The sequence below is a fragment of the Sphingobium sp. genome, from assembly GCF_032153725.1.
Classification (GTDB): domain Bacteria; phylum Pseudomonadota; class Alphaproteobacteria; order Sphingomonadales; family Sphingomonadaceae; genus Sphingobium.
The window spans coordinates 1-18,254 of record NZ_JALDYQ010000087.1; the positions used below are offsets into that span (position 1 = coordinate 1).

Annotated in this window: 20 protein-coding genes; 12 read left to right on the forward strand and 8 right to left on the reverse strand. The window is 66.3% G+C overall.

Features of this window, described 5'->3' with window-relative positions; translation table 11 throughout:
- Positions 1-284 precede the first annotated feature (284 nt).
- The 10 genes from RUH75_RS20570 to RUH75_RS20615 all read left to right on the forward strand — a co-directional run bounded on the left by RUH75_RS20570 (position 285) and on the right by RUH75_RS20615 (position 9,473).
- Positions 285-971, forward strand: coding sequence for a TonB family protein (locus RUH75_RS20570; protein WP_313809058.1), 687 nt, complete (start codon positions 285-287; stop codon positions 969-971).
- A 26-nt stretch (positions 972-997) separates the two neighbouring features.
- Positions 998-1,504: a hypothetical protein gene (locus tag RUH75_RS20575; RefSeq protein WP_313809059.1), complete on the forward strand. Its 507-nt coding sequence runs from the start codon at positions 998-1,000 to the stop codon at positions 1,502-1,504.
- A complete protein-coding gene (ribD, locus tag RUH75_RS20580) occupies positions 1,501-2,514 on the forward strand; it encodes a bifunctional diaminohydroxyphosphoribosylaminopyrimidine deaminase/5-amino-6-(5-phosphoribosylamino)uracil reductase RibD (RefSeq protein ID WP_409592410.1) in 1,014 nt (337 codons plus the stop codon). The genes RUH75_RS20575 and ribD overlap by 4 nt, the downstream gene beginning before the upstream one ends.
- 66 nt (positions 2,515-2,580) lie before the next feature.
- On the forward strand, positions 2,581-3,195 hold the full coding sequence (locus tag RUH75_RS20585) for a riboflavin synthase (RefSeq protein WP_313809061.1): 615 nt from the start codon (positions 2,581-2,583) through the stop codon (positions 3,193-3,195).
- A 71-nt stretch (positions 3,196-3,266) separates the two neighbouring features.
- On the forward strand, positions 3,267-4,550 hold the full coding sequence (gene ribB, locus RUH75_RS20590) for a 3,4-dihydroxy-2-butanone-4-phosphate synthase (protein ID WP_313809062.1): 1,284 nt from the start codon (positions 3,267-3,269) through the stop codon (positions 4,548-4,550).
- A gap of 11 nt (positions 4,551-4,561) precedes the next feature.
- Complete coding sequence (gene ribH, locus RUH75_RS20595) at positions 4,562-4,984, forward strand: 6,7-dimethyl-8-ribityllumazine synthase (RefSeq protein ID WP_313809063.1); 423 nt, start codon at positions 4,562-4,564, stop codon at positions 4,982-4,984.
- A 135-nt stretch (positions 4,985-5,119) separates the two neighbouring features.
- Entirely contained in the window at positions 5,120-6,409 is a 1,290-nt protein-coding gene (locus RUH75_RS20600; protein ID WP_313809064.1) for an RsmB/NOP family class I SAM-dependent RNA methyltransferase, read from the forward strand.
- Positions 6,410-6,454: 45 nt separating this feature from the next.
- A complete protein-coding gene (locus tag RUH75_RS20605; RefSeq protein ID WP_313809065.1) occupies positions 6,455-6,940 on the forward strand; it encodes a diguanylate cyclase in 486 nt (161 codons plus the stop codon).
- A gap of 89 nt (positions 6,941-7,029) precedes the next feature.
- Entirely contained in the window at positions 7,030-7,692 is a 663-nt protein-coding gene (gene rpe / locus RUH75_RS20610) for a ribulose-phosphate 3-epimerase (RefSeq protein WP_313809067.1), read from the forward strand.
- Positions 7,689-9,473, forward strand: coding sequence for a heparinase II/III family protein (locus RUH75_RS20615; RefSeq protein WP_313809068.1), 1,785 nt, complete (start codon positions 7,689-7,691; stop codon positions 9,471-9,473). Before rpe ends, RUH75_RS20615 begins: the two co-directional genes overlap by 4 nt.
- Positions 9,474-9,605: 132 nt before the next feature.
- Here the strand turns inward: RUH75_RS20615 and RUH75_RS20620 are convergent, their stop codons facing one another.
- The 3 genes from RUH75_RS20620 to RUH75_RS20630 all read right to left on the reverse strand — a co-directional run bounded on the left by RUH75_RS20620 (position 9,606) and on the right by RUH75_RS20630 (position 11,405).
- Positions 9,606-10,505: a UTP--glucose-1-phosphate uridylyltransferase gene (locus tag RUH75_RS20620; RefSeq protein WP_313809069.1), complete on the reverse strand. Its 900-nt coding sequence runs from the start codon at positions 10,503-10,505 to the stop codon at positions 9,606-9,608.
- An 86-nt stretch (positions 10,506-10,591) separates the two neighbouring features.
- Positions 10,592-11,020, reverse strand: a complete 429-nt coding sequence (locus RUH75_RS20625) for a hypothetical protein (protein ID WP_313809070.1) — start codon at positions 11,018-11,020, stop codon at positions 10,592-10,594.
- 211 nt (positions 11,021-11,231) lie between these two features.
- Positions 11,232-11,405: a DUF1674 domain-containing protein gene (locus RUH75_RS20630; RefSeq protein ID WP_313809071.1), complete on the reverse strand. Its 174-nt coding sequence runs from the start codon at positions 11,403-11,405 to the stop codon at positions 11,232-11,234.
- Between the two features lie 88 nt (positions 11,406-11,493).
- Here RUH75_RS20630 and htpX point away from each other — a divergent pair, with 88 nt between their 5' ends.
- A complete protein-coding gene (gene htpX / locus RUH75_RS20635) occupies positions 11,494-12,411 on the forward strand; it encodes a zinc metalloprotease HtpX (protein WP_313809072.1) in 918 nt (305 codons plus the stop codon).
- Positions 12,412-12,643: 232 nt separating this feature from the next.
- Here htpX and ssb read toward each other — a convergent pair whose 3' ends face one another.
- The 5 genes from ssb to RUH75_RS20660 form a co-directional block, all read right to left on the reverse strand.
- On the reverse strand, positions 12,644-13,213 hold the full coding sequence (gene ssb, locus RUH75_RS20640; RefSeq protein ID WP_313809074.1) for a single-stranded DNA-binding protein: 570 nt from the start codon (positions 13,211-13,213) through the stop codon (positions 12,644-12,646).
- Positions 13,214-13,263: 50 nt separating this feature from the next.
- Positions 13,264-15,126, reverse strand: a complete 1,863-nt coding sequence (locus RUH75_RS20645) for a ferrous iron transporter B (RefSeq protein WP_313809075.1) — start codon at positions 15,124-15,126, stop codon at positions 13,264-13,266.
- A complete protein-coding gene (locus RUH75_RS20650; protein WP_313809076.1) occupies positions 15,123-15,380 on the reverse strand; it encodes a FeoA family protein in 258 nt (85 codons plus the stop codon). Before RUH75_RS20650 ends, RUH75_RS20645 begins: the two co-directional genes overlap by 4 nt.
- 88 nt (positions 15,381-15,468) lie before the next feature.
- On the reverse strand, positions 15,469-16,113 hold the full coding sequence (locus RUH75_RS20655; RefSeq protein WP_409592408.1) for a COQ9 family protein: 645 nt from the start codon (positions 16,111-16,113) through the stop codon (positions 15,469-15,471).
- Positions 16,114-16,143: 30 nt separating this feature from the next.
- Positions 16,144-17,025 carry a DMT family transporter gene (locus tag RUH75_RS20660; RefSeq protein WP_409592409.1) on the reverse strand — a complete coding sequence of 294 codons (882 nt, stop codon included), beginning with the start codon at positions 17,023-17,025 and terminating at the stop codon, positions 16,144-16,146.
- Positions 17,026-17,094: 69 nt separating this feature from the next.
- On the opposite strand from RUH75_RS20660, the gene RUH75_RS20665 reads away from it, so the two are divergent.
- A complete protein-coding gene (locus tag RUH75_RS20665; protein ID WP_313809079.1) occupies positions 17,095-18,180 on the forward strand; it encodes an alkene reductase in 1,086 nt (361 codons plus the stop codon).
- The last annotated feature ends 74 nt before the right edge of the window (positions 18,181-18,254 follow it).

The window sequence follows — 18,254 nt, forward strand, 5'->3', positions numbered from 1 at the left end:
GAGAGCGGACGGTCGGCTTAGCTGAGCATTCCTAAATACACACCGTGTTCCTGCGCAGGCAGGAACCCAGTTCCGCCCTCGCCTCATCGTTGCAACATCTGAACTGGGCTCCTGCCTTCGCAGGAGCACGTTACGCTTAATGACCAGTAATGCCCTTTTCCAGCCAAAGCCCCACCTGATCTCCCCTCCTGATATAAAATTTAATGTTGCAACATATCATAGAAATATGATGTAACATCACATAACGAATCCCGAAGAGGAAATCATCGACAGGAGGGCAAACCATGCAGCTTATCAACATGCGCGCGGCCAGCGGCGACAGCATTTCCGGCTACAGCAGCGGCAAACGCTCCCCCATCGGCATAGGCGGCGCGATCGCCGTTCATGCGCTGGTGGTCGGGGCCTGGCTGCTGATGCCCAAGGAAATGATCGATGTCTTCCGCGACCCACCGCCCTTGATGACCTATCCGGTCGACGACACCCCGCCACCCCCGGAACAGGCCCCGCCCGAAACCGACAGCAAACCCCAGCCTCACTCCCATGCGACCGTGGTGGAAAAGCCGGTCATCCCGCCGCCGTCCACCAGCTTCATGGCGAAAACCGACGATCATCCCACCTCCGATCCGGGCACCGGAAGCGGCCCGATCACCCCCCCTTTCACACCGCCGGCCCCCGATCCCGTGCTGGCCGACGCCACCATTGACCCGCGGGCGCTGGCGGCGTTCCAGCCCGACTATCCCGGCGCGATGATCCGGCAGGGAATGGAGGGCAAGGTGACCGTCCGCGTCACCATCGGTCCCGACGGACGCGTGATCGATATTGAGCGGCTGTCGGCCACCGACGAGGCCTTCTGGCTCGCCACTCAGCGCCACGCGCTACGCAAATGGCGCTTCCGTCCCGCGACTCGGGATGGCGTTGCGATCAGCAGCAGTAAGGTGCTGACCGTCCATTTTCGTCTCGCAGACGTTTGAAATCACGCGGAAAAGGGCCGGACGCCATGGCATCGGACAACAGCGCTTTTGCATCCGGCCCCGCCTTACCCTATATCGGCGCCATGGCGATCTTTCCCCGTCCGGTGTCTCCCAAGAGCGCGATGAGCGACCTGTGGAGCTATTTTCGCGAGAACCGGCCTCATAAATGGCCGTTGCTCGGCCTGTCCGTCGCGTTCACCTGGGTCATCATCTGGGCCTTCATCGTGGACGCCAACACCAACACCATGCCGACGCGCAACCAGATCTTCTATGTGCAGAGCTGGGACGCCAGCCGGTCCGACGCCGCGATCATCCTCCAGCAGAAGATCGACCTCGCCAAGCGCGAGGCGGCGATCGAGAAGAAGCAGAGGGAAATGCAGGGCGTCGCCGATATTTTCGGCATCGACTGGAAGGCGGATGAGGCCCGCAACACCGCTCGCCGCAAGGAAGCGCTGAAACAGATCAACGCCCAGCTCGACCAACGCCTGGCCACGGCAGAGGCCGCGGAAAAGCCCGGAGCCGCCAAACCCTGAGCAGTCGAGCCAAAACCGCCCCTCCCCCCGCTGATCCGGATGCGGATCGCCGCTTCATGGCCGCCGCCATCGCCCTGTCGGAACGCGGCCGGGGCCTGTCCACGCCCAACCCCAATGTCGGCTGCCTGATCGTGAAGGACGGCCGGGTGGTCGGCCGCGGCTGGACGCAAAAGGGCGGCCGTCCCCATGCCGAGGCGCAGGCACTGGACGAGGCGCTGGACCGCGCCCGCGGCGCCACCGCCTATGTGACGCTGGAACCTTGCTTCCACCTGTCTCCGCGAGGGCCGCGCTGTGCCGATCTGATGGCCCGCGCAGGCGTCCGCCGCGTCGTCATCGCCCTGCGCGATCCCGATCCGCGCACCGACGGACAGGGCGCCGCCTGGCTGCGCAAGCGCGGCATCGCCGTCGACATGGGCCTGATGGCACAGGAAGCCGCTGCCGCGATGCGCGGCTTCGTGCTTCGCCAGACGCTGGGCCGTCCGGCGGTGACGCTCAAGCTCGGCCTGTCGCTGGACGGCCGCATCGCGCTGGCGGACGGTTCCAGCCGCTGGATCACCGGGGAAGCCGCCCGCGCCCATGCCCATATGGAGCGCGCGCGCCATGACGCCATATTGGTGGGCGGCGGCACGCTGCGCGCCGATGCACCCCGGCTCGACGTGCGCCTGCCGGGCCTGGAGGACCGTTCCCCGCGCAAGCTGCTGCTCAGTCGCGGCACCACCCCCGAAGGCTGGGAAAGCATCGTCGCGCCGGAGGATATCGCCGCGCTGACGCAGGTCGACCATCTGCTGGTCGAGGGCGGCGGCGCCACCGCCGCCGCTTTCCTCCGCGCCGATCTGGTCGACCGGCTGCTGCTCTACCGCGCGCCCATCCTCATCGGTGAAGGCCTGGCAGGCATTGGCGATATCGGCCTTACCGATTTGGCCGACGCCCATGGTCGCTGGCGGCTTGAGGACGAACGGCGCTTGGGCGAGGACCGGCTGGAGGTTTACGCGCGCGTCCGGAACGCCTAGATCACCGCGAAAGCCTCTCCCTTGTTCAGGTTGGGGCCAACGGAACACAAGGCACAGGCGCAATTCATGTTCACCGGCATCATCACCGACATCGGCACCATCCGCACCCATGAACAGCGCGGCGACCTGCGCCTGGTGATCGGCTGCGCTTATGAGATGGACACGGTTGCCATCGGCGCCTCCATCGCCTGTTCGGGCGCCTGCCTGACCGTGGTGGAAAAGGGCGCGGACTGGTTCGCGGTCGACCTGTCGGCCGAAACCATCGCCCGCACCGCTCCCGGTCTGTGGGAACAGGGCGGCCGCCTCAATCTGGAACGCGCGCTCAAGGTCGGGGACGAACTGGGCGGCCATATCGTCACCGGCCATGTCGACGGCATCGGCACGCTGGTTTCAGCCACGCATGAAGGCGATTCGACTCGCCTGCTGATCGCCGCGCCCGCGCCGCTCGCCCCGGCGCTGGCCGCCAAGGGATCGATCACGGTCGACGGCATCTCGCTGACCGTCAACACTGTGGAGGATCAGGCCGACGGCAGCGTGCATTTCGGGCTGAACATCATTCCCCATACCGCCGCCGCGACCACGCTCGACAATCTGGACGAAGGCCGCGCCTTCAATCTGGAGATCGACGTGCTGGCGCGCTATCTCGATCGCATGCAGAGCCTTCGCGCCCAGCCGATGTGATTACCCCTTGCCTTGATCACATTACAGTGTGATACGCGACTCCGCGTCCCAACCGGGGAAGGAGTCGTTTCATGTCCGCCGCCCTTATCGATACCGTCCGTTCGCTTGTCACCGATGGGGGCATGTCGCGGTCGGGCCTTGCCCGCGCGGCGGGCCTTCACGCCAATTCGCTGCGCAAGCTGGGCGAGGCGGACTGGAATCCCACCGCCGAAACCCTGGGCAAGCTGGAAAGCTATATCGCCAAGCGCGAGGGCGGCACCGCGCTCGCCAGCCCCGAAGAGATCATCAACGAAGCCCGCAACGGCCGCATGTTCATCCTGGTCGATGACGAGGATCGGGAAAATGAGGGCGATCTGGTCATCCCGGCGCAGATGGCGACGCCCGATGCGATCAACTTCATGGCGACCCATGGCCGCGGCCTCATCTGCCTGGCGCTGACCAAGGAACGGGTCGATCATCTGGGTCTGGGCCTCATGAGCCGCAATAACGGCACCCGGCATGAAACCGCCTTCACCGTGTCGATCGAAGCGCGCGAGGGCGTCACCACCGGCATCAGCGCCGCCGACCGCGCCCGCACCATCTCCGTCGCGATCGACGGGTCGAAGGGCCGCGACGATATCGTCACCCCCGGCCATGTCTTTCCGCTGGTGGCCAAGGATGGCGGCGTTCTGGTCCGCACCGGCCATACCGAAGCGGCGGTGGACGTCGCGCGCCTGGCCGGCCTCAACCCTTCCGGCGTGATCTGCGAGGTGATGAAGGACGACGGCACCATGGCCCGGCTCGACGACCTCATCCCGTTCGCGCAAAAGCACAGGATGAAGATCGGCACGATCCGCGACCTGATCGCCTATCGCCGCCGCCACGACCATATGGTCGAACGCCGCGCCGAAACCACCTTCCACAGCCGGTGGGGCGGCGACTGGAAGGCGATCAGCTTCTTCAACAGGGCAACCCAGACCGAGCAGCTGGTGCTCCAGAAGGGTCATGTCTCCCCCGATGAACCGACGCTGGTGCGCATGCACCAGCTCTCGCTGCTGGACGACGTCTATGGCTCGACCGGCCCCCGCAACGGCCTGCTCGCCAAGTCGATGGAGATCATCGCGCAGGAAGGGGCAGGCATCGTCGTGGTGCTGACCAGCCCGACGCCTGGCGATTTCGTCAGCCGCATCCTGCGTCACCATGCCGGGCAATCCGGCACAGGCATGGACGAATTGCGCGACTATGGCGTGGGCGCGCAGATATTGGGCGAACTGGGCGTGCATGACATGATCCTGATCAGCAACACGCATCACAGCCTGATCGCGCTTGACGGCTATGACCTGGCCGTGGTTGGGCAGCGGTCGATCGAGCTTTAAGGGGAACCAAGGTGGCAAAATTCCTGATCGTCGAAGCGCGCTTCTACGACCATCTCAACGACCTTCTGATAGAGGGCGCGACCGCCGCGCTGGAGGATGAAGGGCATAAATATGAGGTGGTGACCGTCCCCGGCGCGCTGGAGATTCCGGGCGCCGTGGCGCTGGCGGCGGAATCCGGCCGCTATGACGGCTTCATCGCCATCGGCGTGGTGATCCGCGGCGAAACCTATCATTTCGAGGTGGTGTCGAACGAAAGCGCGCGCGGCTTGATGGCGCTCAGCATGGACGGTAATCCGATCGGCAACGGCATATTGACCGTCGAAAATGAAGCCCAGGCCCTGACCCGCGCGAAAAGGCAAGAAAAGGACAAGGGCGGCGAAGCGGCCAAGGCGGCGATCGCCATGCTCGCCCTGCGCGAGAAATTCGGCGCCTGACACGCGCCGATATACGGGACAGGCAAAAGGGCCGCCTTCACCGGGCGGCCCTTTTTCATGACTGGAAATGGCCAAAAACCACCACACCACCAAACCAGCCTACCTTTCCCCCGCATTTTGCCCTAATCGCACCCCATGCCTCGCCCATCCCGCCCCGAAGACGCCCCCGGCCTCCCCGCCCGCCGCGCAGCCTTGCGTCTGCTCGATGCCGTCCTGCGCCGGGGCGATCCGCTCGAACTCGCCCTTCACGGCGCGGCCCAGGGCCTTTCCCCCGCCGACCGCGCCCTGGTCCACGCCATCGTCGCCGAGACGCTGCGCCATTTGCCCGATCTCGACGCCCTGATCGACAGCGCCACCCGCCAGCCGCTTCCCCCCGATGCCAAGGCCCGCATGGTCCTGCGCATCGCGCTGATCCAGGTCCTCGCGCTTGGCACCGCTCCCCATGCCGCCATCGCCACCGCGCTCCCTCTGGTCGACGGCGGCCCGCGCAAGCTGGTCCACGGCGTGTTCGGCACCCTGACCCGCGCCAATCCCGTCCTTCCCTCGCCCCCGACCCTCCCGTCCGAAGTCGCCACCCGCTGGGCCGGGCAATGGGGCGAGGCCATGCCAAAGGCCGCCGCGCAGGCCTATGCCCAGCGTCCCCCGATTGACCTCACCCTACGCGATGCGACGGAAACCGCCCGCTGGACCGAAATATTGGGCGGCCAGAGCTTCGCCCCCGGCCACGTCCGCCTGTCCGAAAGCGCCAGCATCCCCGACCTGCCGGGCTTTGCCGAAGGCGCCTGGTGGGTGCAGGACATCGCCGCCTCCATCCCTGCCCGCCTGCTCGGCAGGGGAGAGCAACGCCATGTCCTGGACCTCTGCGCGGCGCCCGGTGGAAAGACGATGCAGCTTGCCGCCGCCGGCTGGCGCGTCACGGCCATCGACCAGTCGCAAAAGCGCCTCGAACGCCTCGGCGAGAATCTGACCCGCACCGGCCTCTCCGCCGACATCGTGCAGGCGGACCTGCGCCAGTGGGCGCCCGAACATGCTGCCGACGCCATCCTGCTCGATGCGCCCTGCACCGCCACCGGCATTTATCGCCGCCATCCCGACGTGCTCCACCGCATCGGCCCGCGCCAGATCGCGGAGCTGGCGGAGCTGCAAGCGGAACTGCTCGCCCGCGCCGCGCAATGGCTGAAACCCGGCGGCACGCTGATATATGCCACCTGCTCGCTGGAACGGGCGGAGGGCGAAGAGCAGATCGCGCAGTTCCTGAGCGGCCACCCCGGTTTCACGCCCCGGCCCGCCACGGCCGCCGAACTGCCCGGCGGCATCGCCCCCACGGATCAGGGCTGGATTCGCACCCTTCCCGATTCCCTTGCGGAACAGGGCGGCACCGACGGCTTTTTCGTTGCAAGGCTGGTGCGATCCACTAAGCCTTAACCACGAAACCATTATGGTGCGATCTGGCTATCAGAAAGATCCGCTTTGCGTCCGACCGAGCCTCTTCCCCTGCATCATAGCTGGCCGCTCTACGCTTTGCGCGATCATCTCGCCCCGGTGATGCTGGACGACCGGCTGGCCGGCGACGACGAAGCGCTGGCCGAACGCGGCCTGGGCCTGTGGCATTGCGACCTCAGCGACAACAGCCTCAACTGGACCGAGGGCGTCTACGATATTTTCGGGCTGGAACGCGGCATGGCCGTCCCCCGTCCGCTCGCCGTGTCGCTCTACGCGCCGGACAGCCGTGCCGCGATGGAGCAGTTGCGCGCCTATGCGATCCGCCACCGGCGCGGCTTCACGCTGGATGTCGACATTCGCCCGGTGGATGGCGGCGAATGCGCCATGCGCCTGATCGCCGCGCCGATCATTCAGCAAAATCAGGTGGTTGCCCTGCATGGCGTCAAACAGTTCCTGCCCAAGGGCTCCGGCCCGTCCAGGGGCCTCGACCCGACCCTGTTCGTCCTCTCCTGACGCAGTTTTCCACGGCCGCCAAAATCCCTGTGGACAACGCGAATCGGACGTTGCCCTAGCCTTCGCCCAAGGCTAAGGCCAAAGGTCAGATGACCAGCCCCATCCTTATCTCGCCCTCCATACTGTCCGCCGATTTCGCCCGTCTGGGCGAAGAGGTCCGCGCCATTGACGAAGCGGGCGCGGACTGGATTCACATCGATGTGATGGACGGCCATTTCGTGCCCAACATCACCATCGGCCCCGGCGTGGTGAAGGCGCTGCGCCCGCACACGAAGAAGCCCTTCGACGTCCACCTGATGATCTCGCCGGTGGACCAGTATCTGGAGGCTTTCGCGCAGGCGGGCGCCGATATCCTGACCGTCCATCCCGAAGCCGGCCCGCACATCCACCGCTCGATCCAGCATATCAAGTCGCTGGGGGTGCAGGCGGGCGTGGTGCTGAACCCCGGCACCCCGGCGAAGATGCTGGATTACCTCATCGATGACGTCGACCTGATCCTGGTGATGAGCGTCAATCCCGGCTTCGGCGGCCAGAGCTTCATCACCAACCAGCTGCGCAAGATCGAAGCGATCCGGAAAATGATCGAGAAATCGGGCCGCGATATCCGCCTTCAGGTCGACGGCGGCATCGATTTCAAGACCGCGCCGCTGGCGATCGAGGCGGGCGCCGACGTGCTGGTGGCCGGCACCGCGACCTTCCGGGGCGGCCCGTCCGCCTATGCCGACAATATCCGGACGCTGCGCGGCGGGTGAGCGACCGCCGCCGCCTTTCCCCCCAATCCGTCCCGCCCCATTCCGCCGGGAATGAGGCCGAAACCGACCGGCCGGACGAGGGGATCGAACAGGGCAAGCGGCTGATCCGCATTGCGGATGACAAGGGGCTTTCGCTGACCCAGCGCATCGCCAACCGCTTTTACCTCCTGAGCTGGAAGACGCCGATCCATGGCCGCCGCCTCAAGGGCAAATATCCGCTCAAGCTGCTCGCCGTCCCCGATGATGAGATTCCCGGCAACGCCCATGCCGGACAGGCGATCCGCGCGGGCTATTTCCTGTGCCGGGGCTTGAAACAGCCGCTGGGCAAGCTGGATTTCGCCAATCTCGGCGTCACGCCCGCCTTTGCCGATTATCTGCACGGCTTCCACTGGCTGCGCGATCTTGCCACCGTCGCCACCCGCGAACAGGCCGCGCCCGTGGCAGAAAGCGTGATGCGCAAATGGCTGGACGCGCATGCCGACACGCCCAGCGAACCCGCCTGGCGCGCCGACAATGCGGGCTGGCGCCTGCTCTTCTGGTCGGCCCATGCCCCGCTGATCCTGTCCTCCAGCGACCTCGTCTACCGGTCGCTGGTGCTGAACTGCATCGCCCGCACCGCCCGTCATCTCGATCGCAGCGCGGACAAGGCGCATATCGGCCTGCCCCGCCTGGTCGCCTGGGGTGGCATCGTCGCTGCCTCCATGCTGCTGCCTGGCGGCGCGGCGCGCAAGCTGTTCGGCGAAGCGGGCCTGAAACGCGCGCTCGACAGCGGCCTCCATGCCGATGGCGGCATCATCTCCCGCTCGCCGCTCGACCAGCTGGAAGCGATCATGCTGCTGACCATGGTCGCCGCCGTCTATGACGTGCGCCGCGAACAGGCGCCGCCTTTCCTGAAGGAGGCGCTGGCCAGGGCGGTTCCGGCGCTGCTCGGCCTCACCCATGGCGACGGCGGCCTGGGCAACTGGCAGGGCGCGGGCGCGATCGATCCCGCCACCATCGAAGCCGTCATCCGCGCCAGCCGCGTCCGCGCCCGCCCGCTGCGCCAGGCGAACCATTGGGGCTATCAACGCCTCGCCGCCGCCGGCACGGTCATCCAGATCGACGCAGCCCCGCCTCCGGTCGCGCAACTGGCCGACGCGGGTTGCGCCTCCACCGGCGCGATCGAGATCAGCGACGGCCCGCAGCGCCTGATCGTCAATTGCGGCGGCGCTGCGCTGGAGGGCGCCTGGATGCCGCGCGACTTGGCCCAGGGGCTGCGCACCACCGCCGCGCACAGCACGCTTGTCCTGGATGACAGTAACTCCACGGCCCTCTTGCCCGATGGCACATTGGGCAAGGGCGTCACCGAAGTCGAACTCAACCGGCAGGAAACGGAAAGCGGCAGCCGCCTGGACCTCAGCCATGACGGCTATGTCCGGCGTCTGGGCTATGTCCACCGCCGCCTGCTGCTGATGAGCGGCGACGGTAAGGAAATCAGGGGCGAAGACATGTTGACCCCCGCCGTCCGCCGCCGCAGGCCGGTGAAGCTGCCGGTCCAGCTGCGCTTCCATCTCGCCCCCGGCGTCGAACCCACGCCGACGGCGGACGGCATGGGCGCGCTGTTGCGCATCGACATGGGCGCCACCTGGCAATTCCGCGCCAATGCGGGCAAGCTCGCCATAGAGGAAAGCCTCTGGACCGACGCCGAAGGCCGCCCGCACGGCACGCGGCAATTGGTGGTCACCACCGAAGCCCTCCCGGGCGGCTCCACCATCGGCTGGCTGTTCAAAAAGGTCGGTTAGGGGGTGGATGGCGGACGGCCGCTTAGCTGCGCGTTCCTTGAAGCGCACCGTCCGCCATCCACCCAAAACCACCGCCAAAGAAAAGGGCGGCGCGGCTATGTTGCCGAACCGCCCCTCTCCTGTCCGCAGCGATCAGGCGGCGGCAGCGATCCCGCCGACCCCCAGCTCCGCCAGCGCGAACTGGCGGATATGCTCGCCCATATCCTCGCGATCCAGCGCCAGCGCCAGATTCGCCTCGATATAGCCAGCCTTGGAACCGCAATCGAACCGCCGCCCGTCAAAGGTCACGCCATGGAAAGGCTGGGCCCCGATCATCGACGCCATGGCGTCGGTCAACTGGATTTCCCCGCCCGCGCCCTTTTCCTGCGTCTCCAGGATTTTCATCACCTCCGGCTGGAGGATATAGCGCCCCGGCAGGATCAGGTTGGACGGCGCGGTCCCCGGCGCCGGCTTTTCCACCAGCCCCTTCACCTCGGTCAGCGCGCCGTCGCGCTTGCCCGGATCGATCACGCCATAGCTCGGCGTCTCCGCCATTGGCACTTCCAGCGCGCAGACCAGATTGCCGCCGACCTTGTCATAGGCCTCGACCATCTGCTTGAGGCACCCACGCCCCGGCGGGCCCTTCATGAACTCGTCGGGCAACAGGATGGCGAAGGGCTCATCCCCGACAATATCCCGCGCGCACCAGATCGCATGGCCCAGGCCCAGCGGCTCCTGCTGGCGCAGGAACACGGCATTGCCGGGCAACAGCCGCGTGCCGTCCAGCGCGGAGAGGTCCTTGCCGCGCTCCCGCTGGGTGGCCTCGGCCTCGAACGCCATGTCGAAATAATCCTCGATCGCGCCCTTGCCGCGACCGGTGACGAAGATCATCTGTTCGATCCCCGCTTCCCGCGCCTCGTCCACCGCATATTGGATCAGCGGACGGTCGACGACCGGCAGCAGCTCCTTGGGCACCGACTTGGTCGCCGGAAGAAAGCGCGTGCCAAGACCCGCGACGGGGAAAACGGCTTTGCGGATGCGTTTGTAGGACATGATGCTCCTGTTTTCCTGGCTAGCGCGCAGACAAGGCTTCGCCCTCCGCGCGATAAAGATCAAGCGTGGAAGATTGCTTACCCCGTTCAGACAGCCAGCAGGCGCTGCGCCACTATTTCGAGAGAGGCAATTTCCGCTTCCAATTGCTCGAGCGAGACATGCGTCTGATTATTCCGCGCATCGCGGCACGTGAAGCCGCCGGGCGCGGGCTGCTGAAAGCCGCCGATGATGAGCGACCGGAACCGGTCGATCCTCTGCATGTCGCGCTCGATATCCGATATTTCCATCAACGCGCCCGCATTCCTCCGGTCGCGCATCGACACTATGGTCCGCAGTTCGGTCAGCAGCTTCGTCATGCCGGGACGAGTCCGGGCGCCCACGGTCCGCACATCCCCCATGGCTTCCCGCATCATCGCGATTTTCGCCTCCAGGCTCTGTTCCAGCATCGTCCAGGCACAGACCAGACGACCCACTGCACACAGAAGCGCCGCATCCTCTGGCGCGTAATCCGACACTGACCTCACCGATATTTCAGCAACCACATTCACTTGAAACCGCGCCCCATCATGGTCTTCTTTTCCACTCGGGCAAAGCCTGCCCGTTTTGCGGTGCAGAAGGCTAGGGCCCGGCGCGGCGCCCCTCGCGTCAGCGGCACAGGCCATCGCCAACTGTGCCCAAACAGCGATGAACCGTTAACCCTCTTTCGGCCCCGCTAGAAAGGGGGGATCAAAAATCGATAGCGATTCCCTTGCGTTCCCAGTCGCCATAGCGAACCGGGCTGAGTTCCTCGTCATGACGCGAGGGGGTGTCGATCGGGTCCGGCTGCGGCACCGGCGGGCTTTTGGAAAGATGCGCGGGCGGCTTCACATGCGCGGGGCGCTTGCCGTTGAAGGTTCCCATCGATCCATCCTTTCGATTGCGGGGCGGTGTTCCTCACCCCATATTCACGCCTGCCCCGCTATCTGGGCCGCAAAGGAGGTTTTCGCAAGTGAGTGGCATGAAGACGGTGATGTTGCTGTCGGCGCTGACGGCGTTGTTCATGGCATTGGGCTATACGCTGGGCGGCAGCGCCGGCGCGGTCATCGCGCTGCTGGTGGCGGCGGGCATGAACCTGTTCACCTTCTGGAATGCCGACAGGATCGTCCTTTCCATGCATCATGCGCGGGAGGTCGATGCCCAGAGCGCGCCCGAATTCTACGGTCTAGTGGCACAGCTCGCCCGGCGCGCCGGGCTTCCCATGCCCCGCGTCTATCTGATCGACGAGCCGCATCCCAACGCCTTCGCCACCGGTCGCGACCCGCAGCATGCCGCCGTCGCCGCCACCACGGGCCTGCTTTCGATGCTCAGCCGCGACGAAATCGCCGGCGTCATGGCGCATGAACTCGGCCATGTGCGCAGGCGCGACACGTTGATCATGACCATGGTCGCGACGATCGCGGGCGCCATTTCGATGCTCGCCAATTTCGGCCTGTTCTTCCGTGGCGGCAACAATGAGAATGGCAACAGCAACCTCGTCGCCACCCTGCTGGCCGTGATCGTCGCCCCCTTTGCCGCTATGATCGTGCAGATGGCGATCAGCCGCACCCGTGAATATGGCGCGGATGCCGCAGGCGCGGAGATCAGCGGCAATCCGCGCGCGCTTGCCTCCGCCCTCGCGAAGATTTCCGGCCGTGCCGAAACGATCCCCAACCCGGTGGCCGAACGCAACCCCGCCGCCGCCCAGCTCTACATCGTGCCGGTGCATGTGAGCGAACTCTTCTCCACCCACCCCGCGACGGAAAAGCGCATCGCCGCGCTGGAAGAGTTGGCGGCCGGCATGCCAGCCCAGCCCCGCGCCTCAGCCCTGTCCCCCATCCCGCCCGGAACCCGCAAATCAAGCGCCCTCAACCCCCTCCGCCGCGACTAACCCGCGTCGGGATCGGGTGGATTCCAGCCATTACAGCTTCGTCATCCCAGCGACCCGAAGGGCGGCGAAGCCAACGCTGGAATCTCAGGCCAAAGGGCACAGCCCAGCCTCACGAGATTCCAGCTTCCGCTGGGATGACAATTTATGGACGTCCGCGTCTGCTCGCCACCGCCAAACGAAAAAGGCGGCGCTTGAACGGCGCCGCCTTTTTCGTTCCGCGATCCAGCGTTGTTCAGAACGGCACTTCGTCGTCCAGATCATTGTCGAAATTCGGCCCGCCCGCGCTGCCGCGACCACCGCCCGAGGAGCGACCGGAACCGCCGCCAAAGCCGCCGTCACTGCCGCCGAAGTCGTCATAATCATTGCCGCCGCCAAAGCTGCCCGAGCTGGAGCCCCAGTCGCTGCCGCCCTGCGACCGGCCACCGCCGCCCTGGCCGCCACCGCCGCCCGGCGCGCCGTCCAGCATGGTCAGCACCGCGCCGGGGCCCTGCAACACGACTTCGGTGGTGTAGCGGTCATTGCCCGACTGGTCCTGCCATTTGCGGGTGCGCAACTGGCCTTCCAGATAGACCTTCGATCCCTTGCGCAGAAAGCGTTCGGCGACGCCCGCCAGACCTTCGGAAAAGATCGCGACGCTGTGCCATTCGGTGCGCTCCTTGCGCTCGCCCGACATGCGGTCCTTCCACGTTTCGGAGGTCGCGATCCGCAGGTTGCACACCTTGCCGCCATTCTGAAAGCTCTTCACTTCCGGGTCGGCGCCCAGATTGCCTACCAGAATGACCTTGTTGACCGAACCCGCCATGTTTCCTCCGATGCGTTAGCCGGTCCTTATAGACCGCTCTCAGGCGGGCGCTACCCCAAACCGAGCGCTACGGCGGTCCAATAGGTGATCCCGGCAGTGCCATAGGCCAGCGCAAACAGATAGCCGATCATGAACAGCGGCCATTTCCAGCCATTGGTTTCGCGCTTGGTCACCGCGATGGTGGAAATGCACTGCGGCGCGAACACGAACCAGGCGAGGAAGGCGAGCGCGGTCGGCAGCGGCCAGTTGTCCTTCAGCCGGTCGCCCAGATTGCGTTCCAGCTTCACCTCATCTTCGTCGGCGTCGAGCGAATAGACGGTGGCAAGGGCCGAGACAGCGACTTCGCGCGCAGCCATGGCGGGGATCAGCGCCAGCGAAATGTCGCGGTTGAAGCCGATCGGTTCCAGGATGACGTTGAGGCCGTTGGCGATGCGGCCGGCGACCGAATAATTGACCTGGCTGATGCCGCCATGCTCCGGCGCCTTGGGGAAGCTGAGCAGCACCCAGAGGATGACCGTCGAGGTGAAGATGATCGTGCCCGCGCGCTTCAGGAAGATCACCGCGCGCTGCCACAGGCCGAGCAGGATGTCCTGCGGGCGGGGCCATTGATATTTGGGCATCTCCATCAGGAAGCCGCCGCTTGCGCCTCTGGTGACGGTGCGGCGCAGCACCAGCGCGGCCAGCATCGCGCCGATGATGCCCGAAATATAGAGGATGAAGAGGACCAGCCCCTGCAACCCTATGCCCAGCGCGACGGTCCGCGCGGGAATGAAGGCGCCGATGATCACCGCATAGACCGGCAGCCGGGCCGAGCAGGTCATCAGCGGCGCGATCAGGATCGTGGTCAGACGGTCCTTCGGGTCGGCGATGGTGCGGGTCGCCATGATGCCGGGCACCGCGCAGGCGAAGGAGGACAGCAGCGGAATGAAGGCGCGGCCCGACAGGCCGACCTTCGCCATCAGCCCGTCCATCAGGAAGGCGGCGCGGACCATGTAGCCGGTCGCTTCCAGCATCAGGATGAAGAAGAAGAGGATCAGGATCTGCGGCAGGAACACCACCACCGATCCCACGCCGTTGATCACGCCGTCGACCAGGAAGGAGCGCAGCAGGCCGTTGGGCAGCGCGGCGGCGACGGCATCGCTGGCGGTGGCGGCGAACCCCTCGATCATGGCGATCGGCGCTTCGGACCAGGCATAGACCGCCTGGAACATGATGAAGAGCAGGCCGAGCAGCAGGAGAAGGCCCGCCACGGGATGCAGCGCCACCCGGTCGACCGCCGAGGTCAGGCGGCGGGACGGGGTTTCGCGGACGATCGCGGCGCGGGCGATGCGCCGGGCCTCCCCCCGCAGCGCGTCGAAGCCGCCGCTCTCGCTGGAGACGCGAATCCTGCCTGCGCTGCCGTCGAGCAGGCTTTCCAGTTCGGTGCGCAGATGGTCCAGGCCGCGCTTGCGAACCGCAACGGTGGAGATCACCGGCACGCCCAGTTCGCGGGACAGGATATTGGCGTCCAGTTCCAGCCCGTCTCGGGTGGCGAGGTCGACCATGTTGAGCGCAACGATCGTCGGCAGGCCAAGGGCGATCAGTTCCAGCGCGAAACGCAGATGGTTGTCGAGATTGGAGGCATCGACCACCACCACCAGCGCATCGGGCAGGCGTTCGCCCGTCTGTTTGCCCAATATGACGTCGCGCGTCACCTGTTCATCGGGGCTGGTGGGATTGAGGCTGTAGGTGCCGGGCAGGTCGACCAGTTCGATCGGCCGGCCGTCGGGCAGCGACAGGCGGCCCGCCTTGCGCTCCACGGTGACGCCGGGATAATTGCCCAGCTTCTGACGGGCGCCGGTCAGGGCATTGAACAGGGCGCTCTTGCCGGCATTGGGATTGCCGACCAGCGCAATCAGCGGCAGGCCCGTCATGCGTCTTCTTCCAGCGGGCCGGTGCGTACCGTGATGGCGGCGGCATGGTTGCGGCGCATGGCGATGGTCATGCGGCCGACCTTGCAGGCGATGGGGCCACGGCCGAGCAGGCCGCCATGATGCAGCGCCTCCACGCTGGCGCCTTCGCACAGGCCGAATTCGCGCAGCCGCTGGCCATCGGCAGCGGACAGGGCATTCCAGTCGATCAGGTCCACATAAGCGGGCTGGCGCAACGGCAGGTCAGTCAGGCGCAAGGGTAAGGCACTCGTCAATAACTTCTGCGAGTGACTATCAATACCGATTGCAAAAGGCCAGCGCGAATCGCGCGCCCCGTGCGGCAGATCACACTGCCGGATAACGCAGGCGGCCGATGAAGCGAGACAGGCTGAGCCGTTCGCCGCCGCCCACGCCCTTCCACCGGGCCTTGGCGCGCTCGAAGCGCATCACGCCGTCGATGCGCCGGGCCAGGAAAGCACGGGTTTCCGCATGATCCCCGCTTTCGTCATCGACGAAGACCAGCAGGGTCGCGGCATAAATCGCCGCCAGCGTCGCGCGCTTGCTGTAATGGTTGAGGTCGGTCGACTCATCGCCGGCGGCGCGCCACAGGCTGTCCGCCGCGCGCCAGCCGAGCCCGGCCGCGCGGATGGCGTTTGTCGGCATGGCAAATATGGCCTGGGCGCGGCGCAGCGCCTCACGATCGCGCGCCAGCAGGTTGAGCCGGGTTTCGACCAGCGTAGCGATGCGCTGGCGAATCGAGAGGGGGGCAAGCTTTTCCGGCGGCAGGGCCTCCGCCATGCGACGGTCGATGCTGGCGAACCAGGCATCGATCATGTCCATCGCGCCGCCCGAAAAGGCGAGTTGCGCGATATCGGCGTCGATGCGGCATTCCGCCGCCGCCATGGTCACGGCTGCCGCGCGCCAGCCGTCAAAGGCGGCGTGGCGGGGAAGGATGGGCGCGAGCGCGTCGCGCACTTCGTCCAGGGTCATGTCTTCGTGCGACGGGGTCATGGGCAGGTTCTACGCGCGGCCGGGCAGGCGCACAAGCACCAGCGCCACGCCGACCGCCGCTGCGCCGATCAGGTCGGGGGCGGTCAGCAGTTCGTGGAACAACATCCAGCCGAGCAGCGCCGACACGACGGGTTGCAGCAGCAGGCTGAGGCCCAGCACCAGCGGCGGGAACCAGGCGATGGCATAGGTGAGCAGGCCCTGGCCGATGAGCTGGCTGGACAGCGCCAGCGCGACCACCGGAGTCCAGTTGCCGGGCAGCACCCGCTCGCCCAGCCAGAGCGCGAGCAGCAGTAGCGGCAGCGCGCCGGTCAGGCTCGACCCGGCCAGCACCGACCAGCTGTCCAGCCGCCGCCGCATTCCCTGCACCACCAGCAGATAGGCGGTGTAAAGCGCGCCGGCGAGCAGGCAGAGCAGGTCGCCGCGGAGATAGCGGGGCGAGAGTTCGTAGCTGCCGCCCATCATGACCGCCGCGCCCGCCGCCGCCAGCATCAGCGCCAGCGCCTGCATCGGACGCGGCGCCTGGCGCAGCACCAGCAGGCCCCAGAGCGGCAGCATCAGCCCGCTCATATTGCCGAAGATGGTGGCGTTGGTGACCTTGGTCAGCGGAATGCCCAGATGCCAGGCGGCAAGGTCGGCGGCGAAGAACAGGCCGGCCAGCAGCATCGCGCCATAATCGCGGGCGCCAGGCTTTGCCGCCCTCAGCCCCGGAAAGCCGAGCAGCAGGAGGAAAGGCAAGGCGATCGTCAGCCGCCAGAAGGCGGCGGCCACCGGACCGACATCCGACAGCCGCACCAGCACCGGACCCAGCGGCAGGATGATGTTAGCCAGAATCAGCGCTGGGAAAGCAAATCTTGGCATGCCAAGGCGTGGCGGGAGGGTTGAAGGGGCCATGGCGGCTCCCTAGCTGGCTTCGGCAAGCAAGTCCCGTTGCAATTTGCAACTATAAAGAGGAAATCCCCCATGACCAGCCTGTTCGAGTCCGTCCGGCTTGGCGCGATCACGGCGCCCAATCGCATATTGATGGCGCCGCTGACCCGCGCGCGCGCCACCCGCCACCATGTGCCGACCCCGATCATGGTCGATTATTATCGGCAACGCGCTTCGGCCGGGCTGATCATCAGCGAGGCGACCGGCATTTCGCGTCAGGGGCTGGGCTGGCCTTATGCGCCCGGTTTATGGTCGGGCGAACAGGTCGAGGCGTGGAAGCCGGTCACGCACGCCGTGCATGAGGCGGGCGGGCGGATCGTCGCGCAACTCTGGCACATGGGACGGACGGTGCACAGCAGCCTGACCGGTGAGCAGCCGGTGTCTGCCAGCGCCACCGCCGCGCCGGGGCATGCGCACAGCTATGAGGGCAAGAAACCCTATGAACAGGCGCGTCCGCTGGCGCGGGAAGAGATTCCGGGCGTGATCGGGGACTATGTCCAGGCTGCGCGCAACGCCATGGCCGCGGGTTTCGACGGCGTGCAGCTGCATGCGGCGAACGGCTATCTGATCGACCAGTTCCTGCGCGACGGCAGCAACCGACGCGAGGATGACTATGGCGGATCGATCGAGAACCGCATCCGCCTGCTGCGCGAGGTGACGCAGGCGGTGGTCGATGCGATCGGCGCGGACCGCGTGTCGGTGCGGCTGTCGCCCAATGGCGATGCGCAGGGCGTCGACGACAGCGACCCGTCGGCGCTGTTCGCGACCGCGGCGCAGGCGTTGCAGCAGATCGGCATTGCCTTCCTCGAACTGCGCGAGCCGGGACCGGACGGCACCTTTGGCCGGACCGACGTGCCGCGCCAGTCGCCGGTCATCCGCCGGCATTTTTCCGGACCGCTGATCCTGAACAGCGATTATGATCTGGAACGGGCGCAGCAGGATCTGGCCAGCGGCCTGGCCGATGGGGTGAGTTTCGGGCGGGCTTTCATCGCCAATCCCGACCTGCCGAAACGCCTGCGGGTCAGCGCGCCGCTCAACAGCCCGGACATGGCGACCTTTTATAGCCAGGGAGCGGAGGGTTATCTGGATTATCCGGCGCTGGAAGATCAAGCGGCTTAGGGGGGAGAGCGGACATTATAGCTTCGTCATCCCGGACTTGATCCGGGATCCCGCTTTTCTTCTTGAGCGCACAT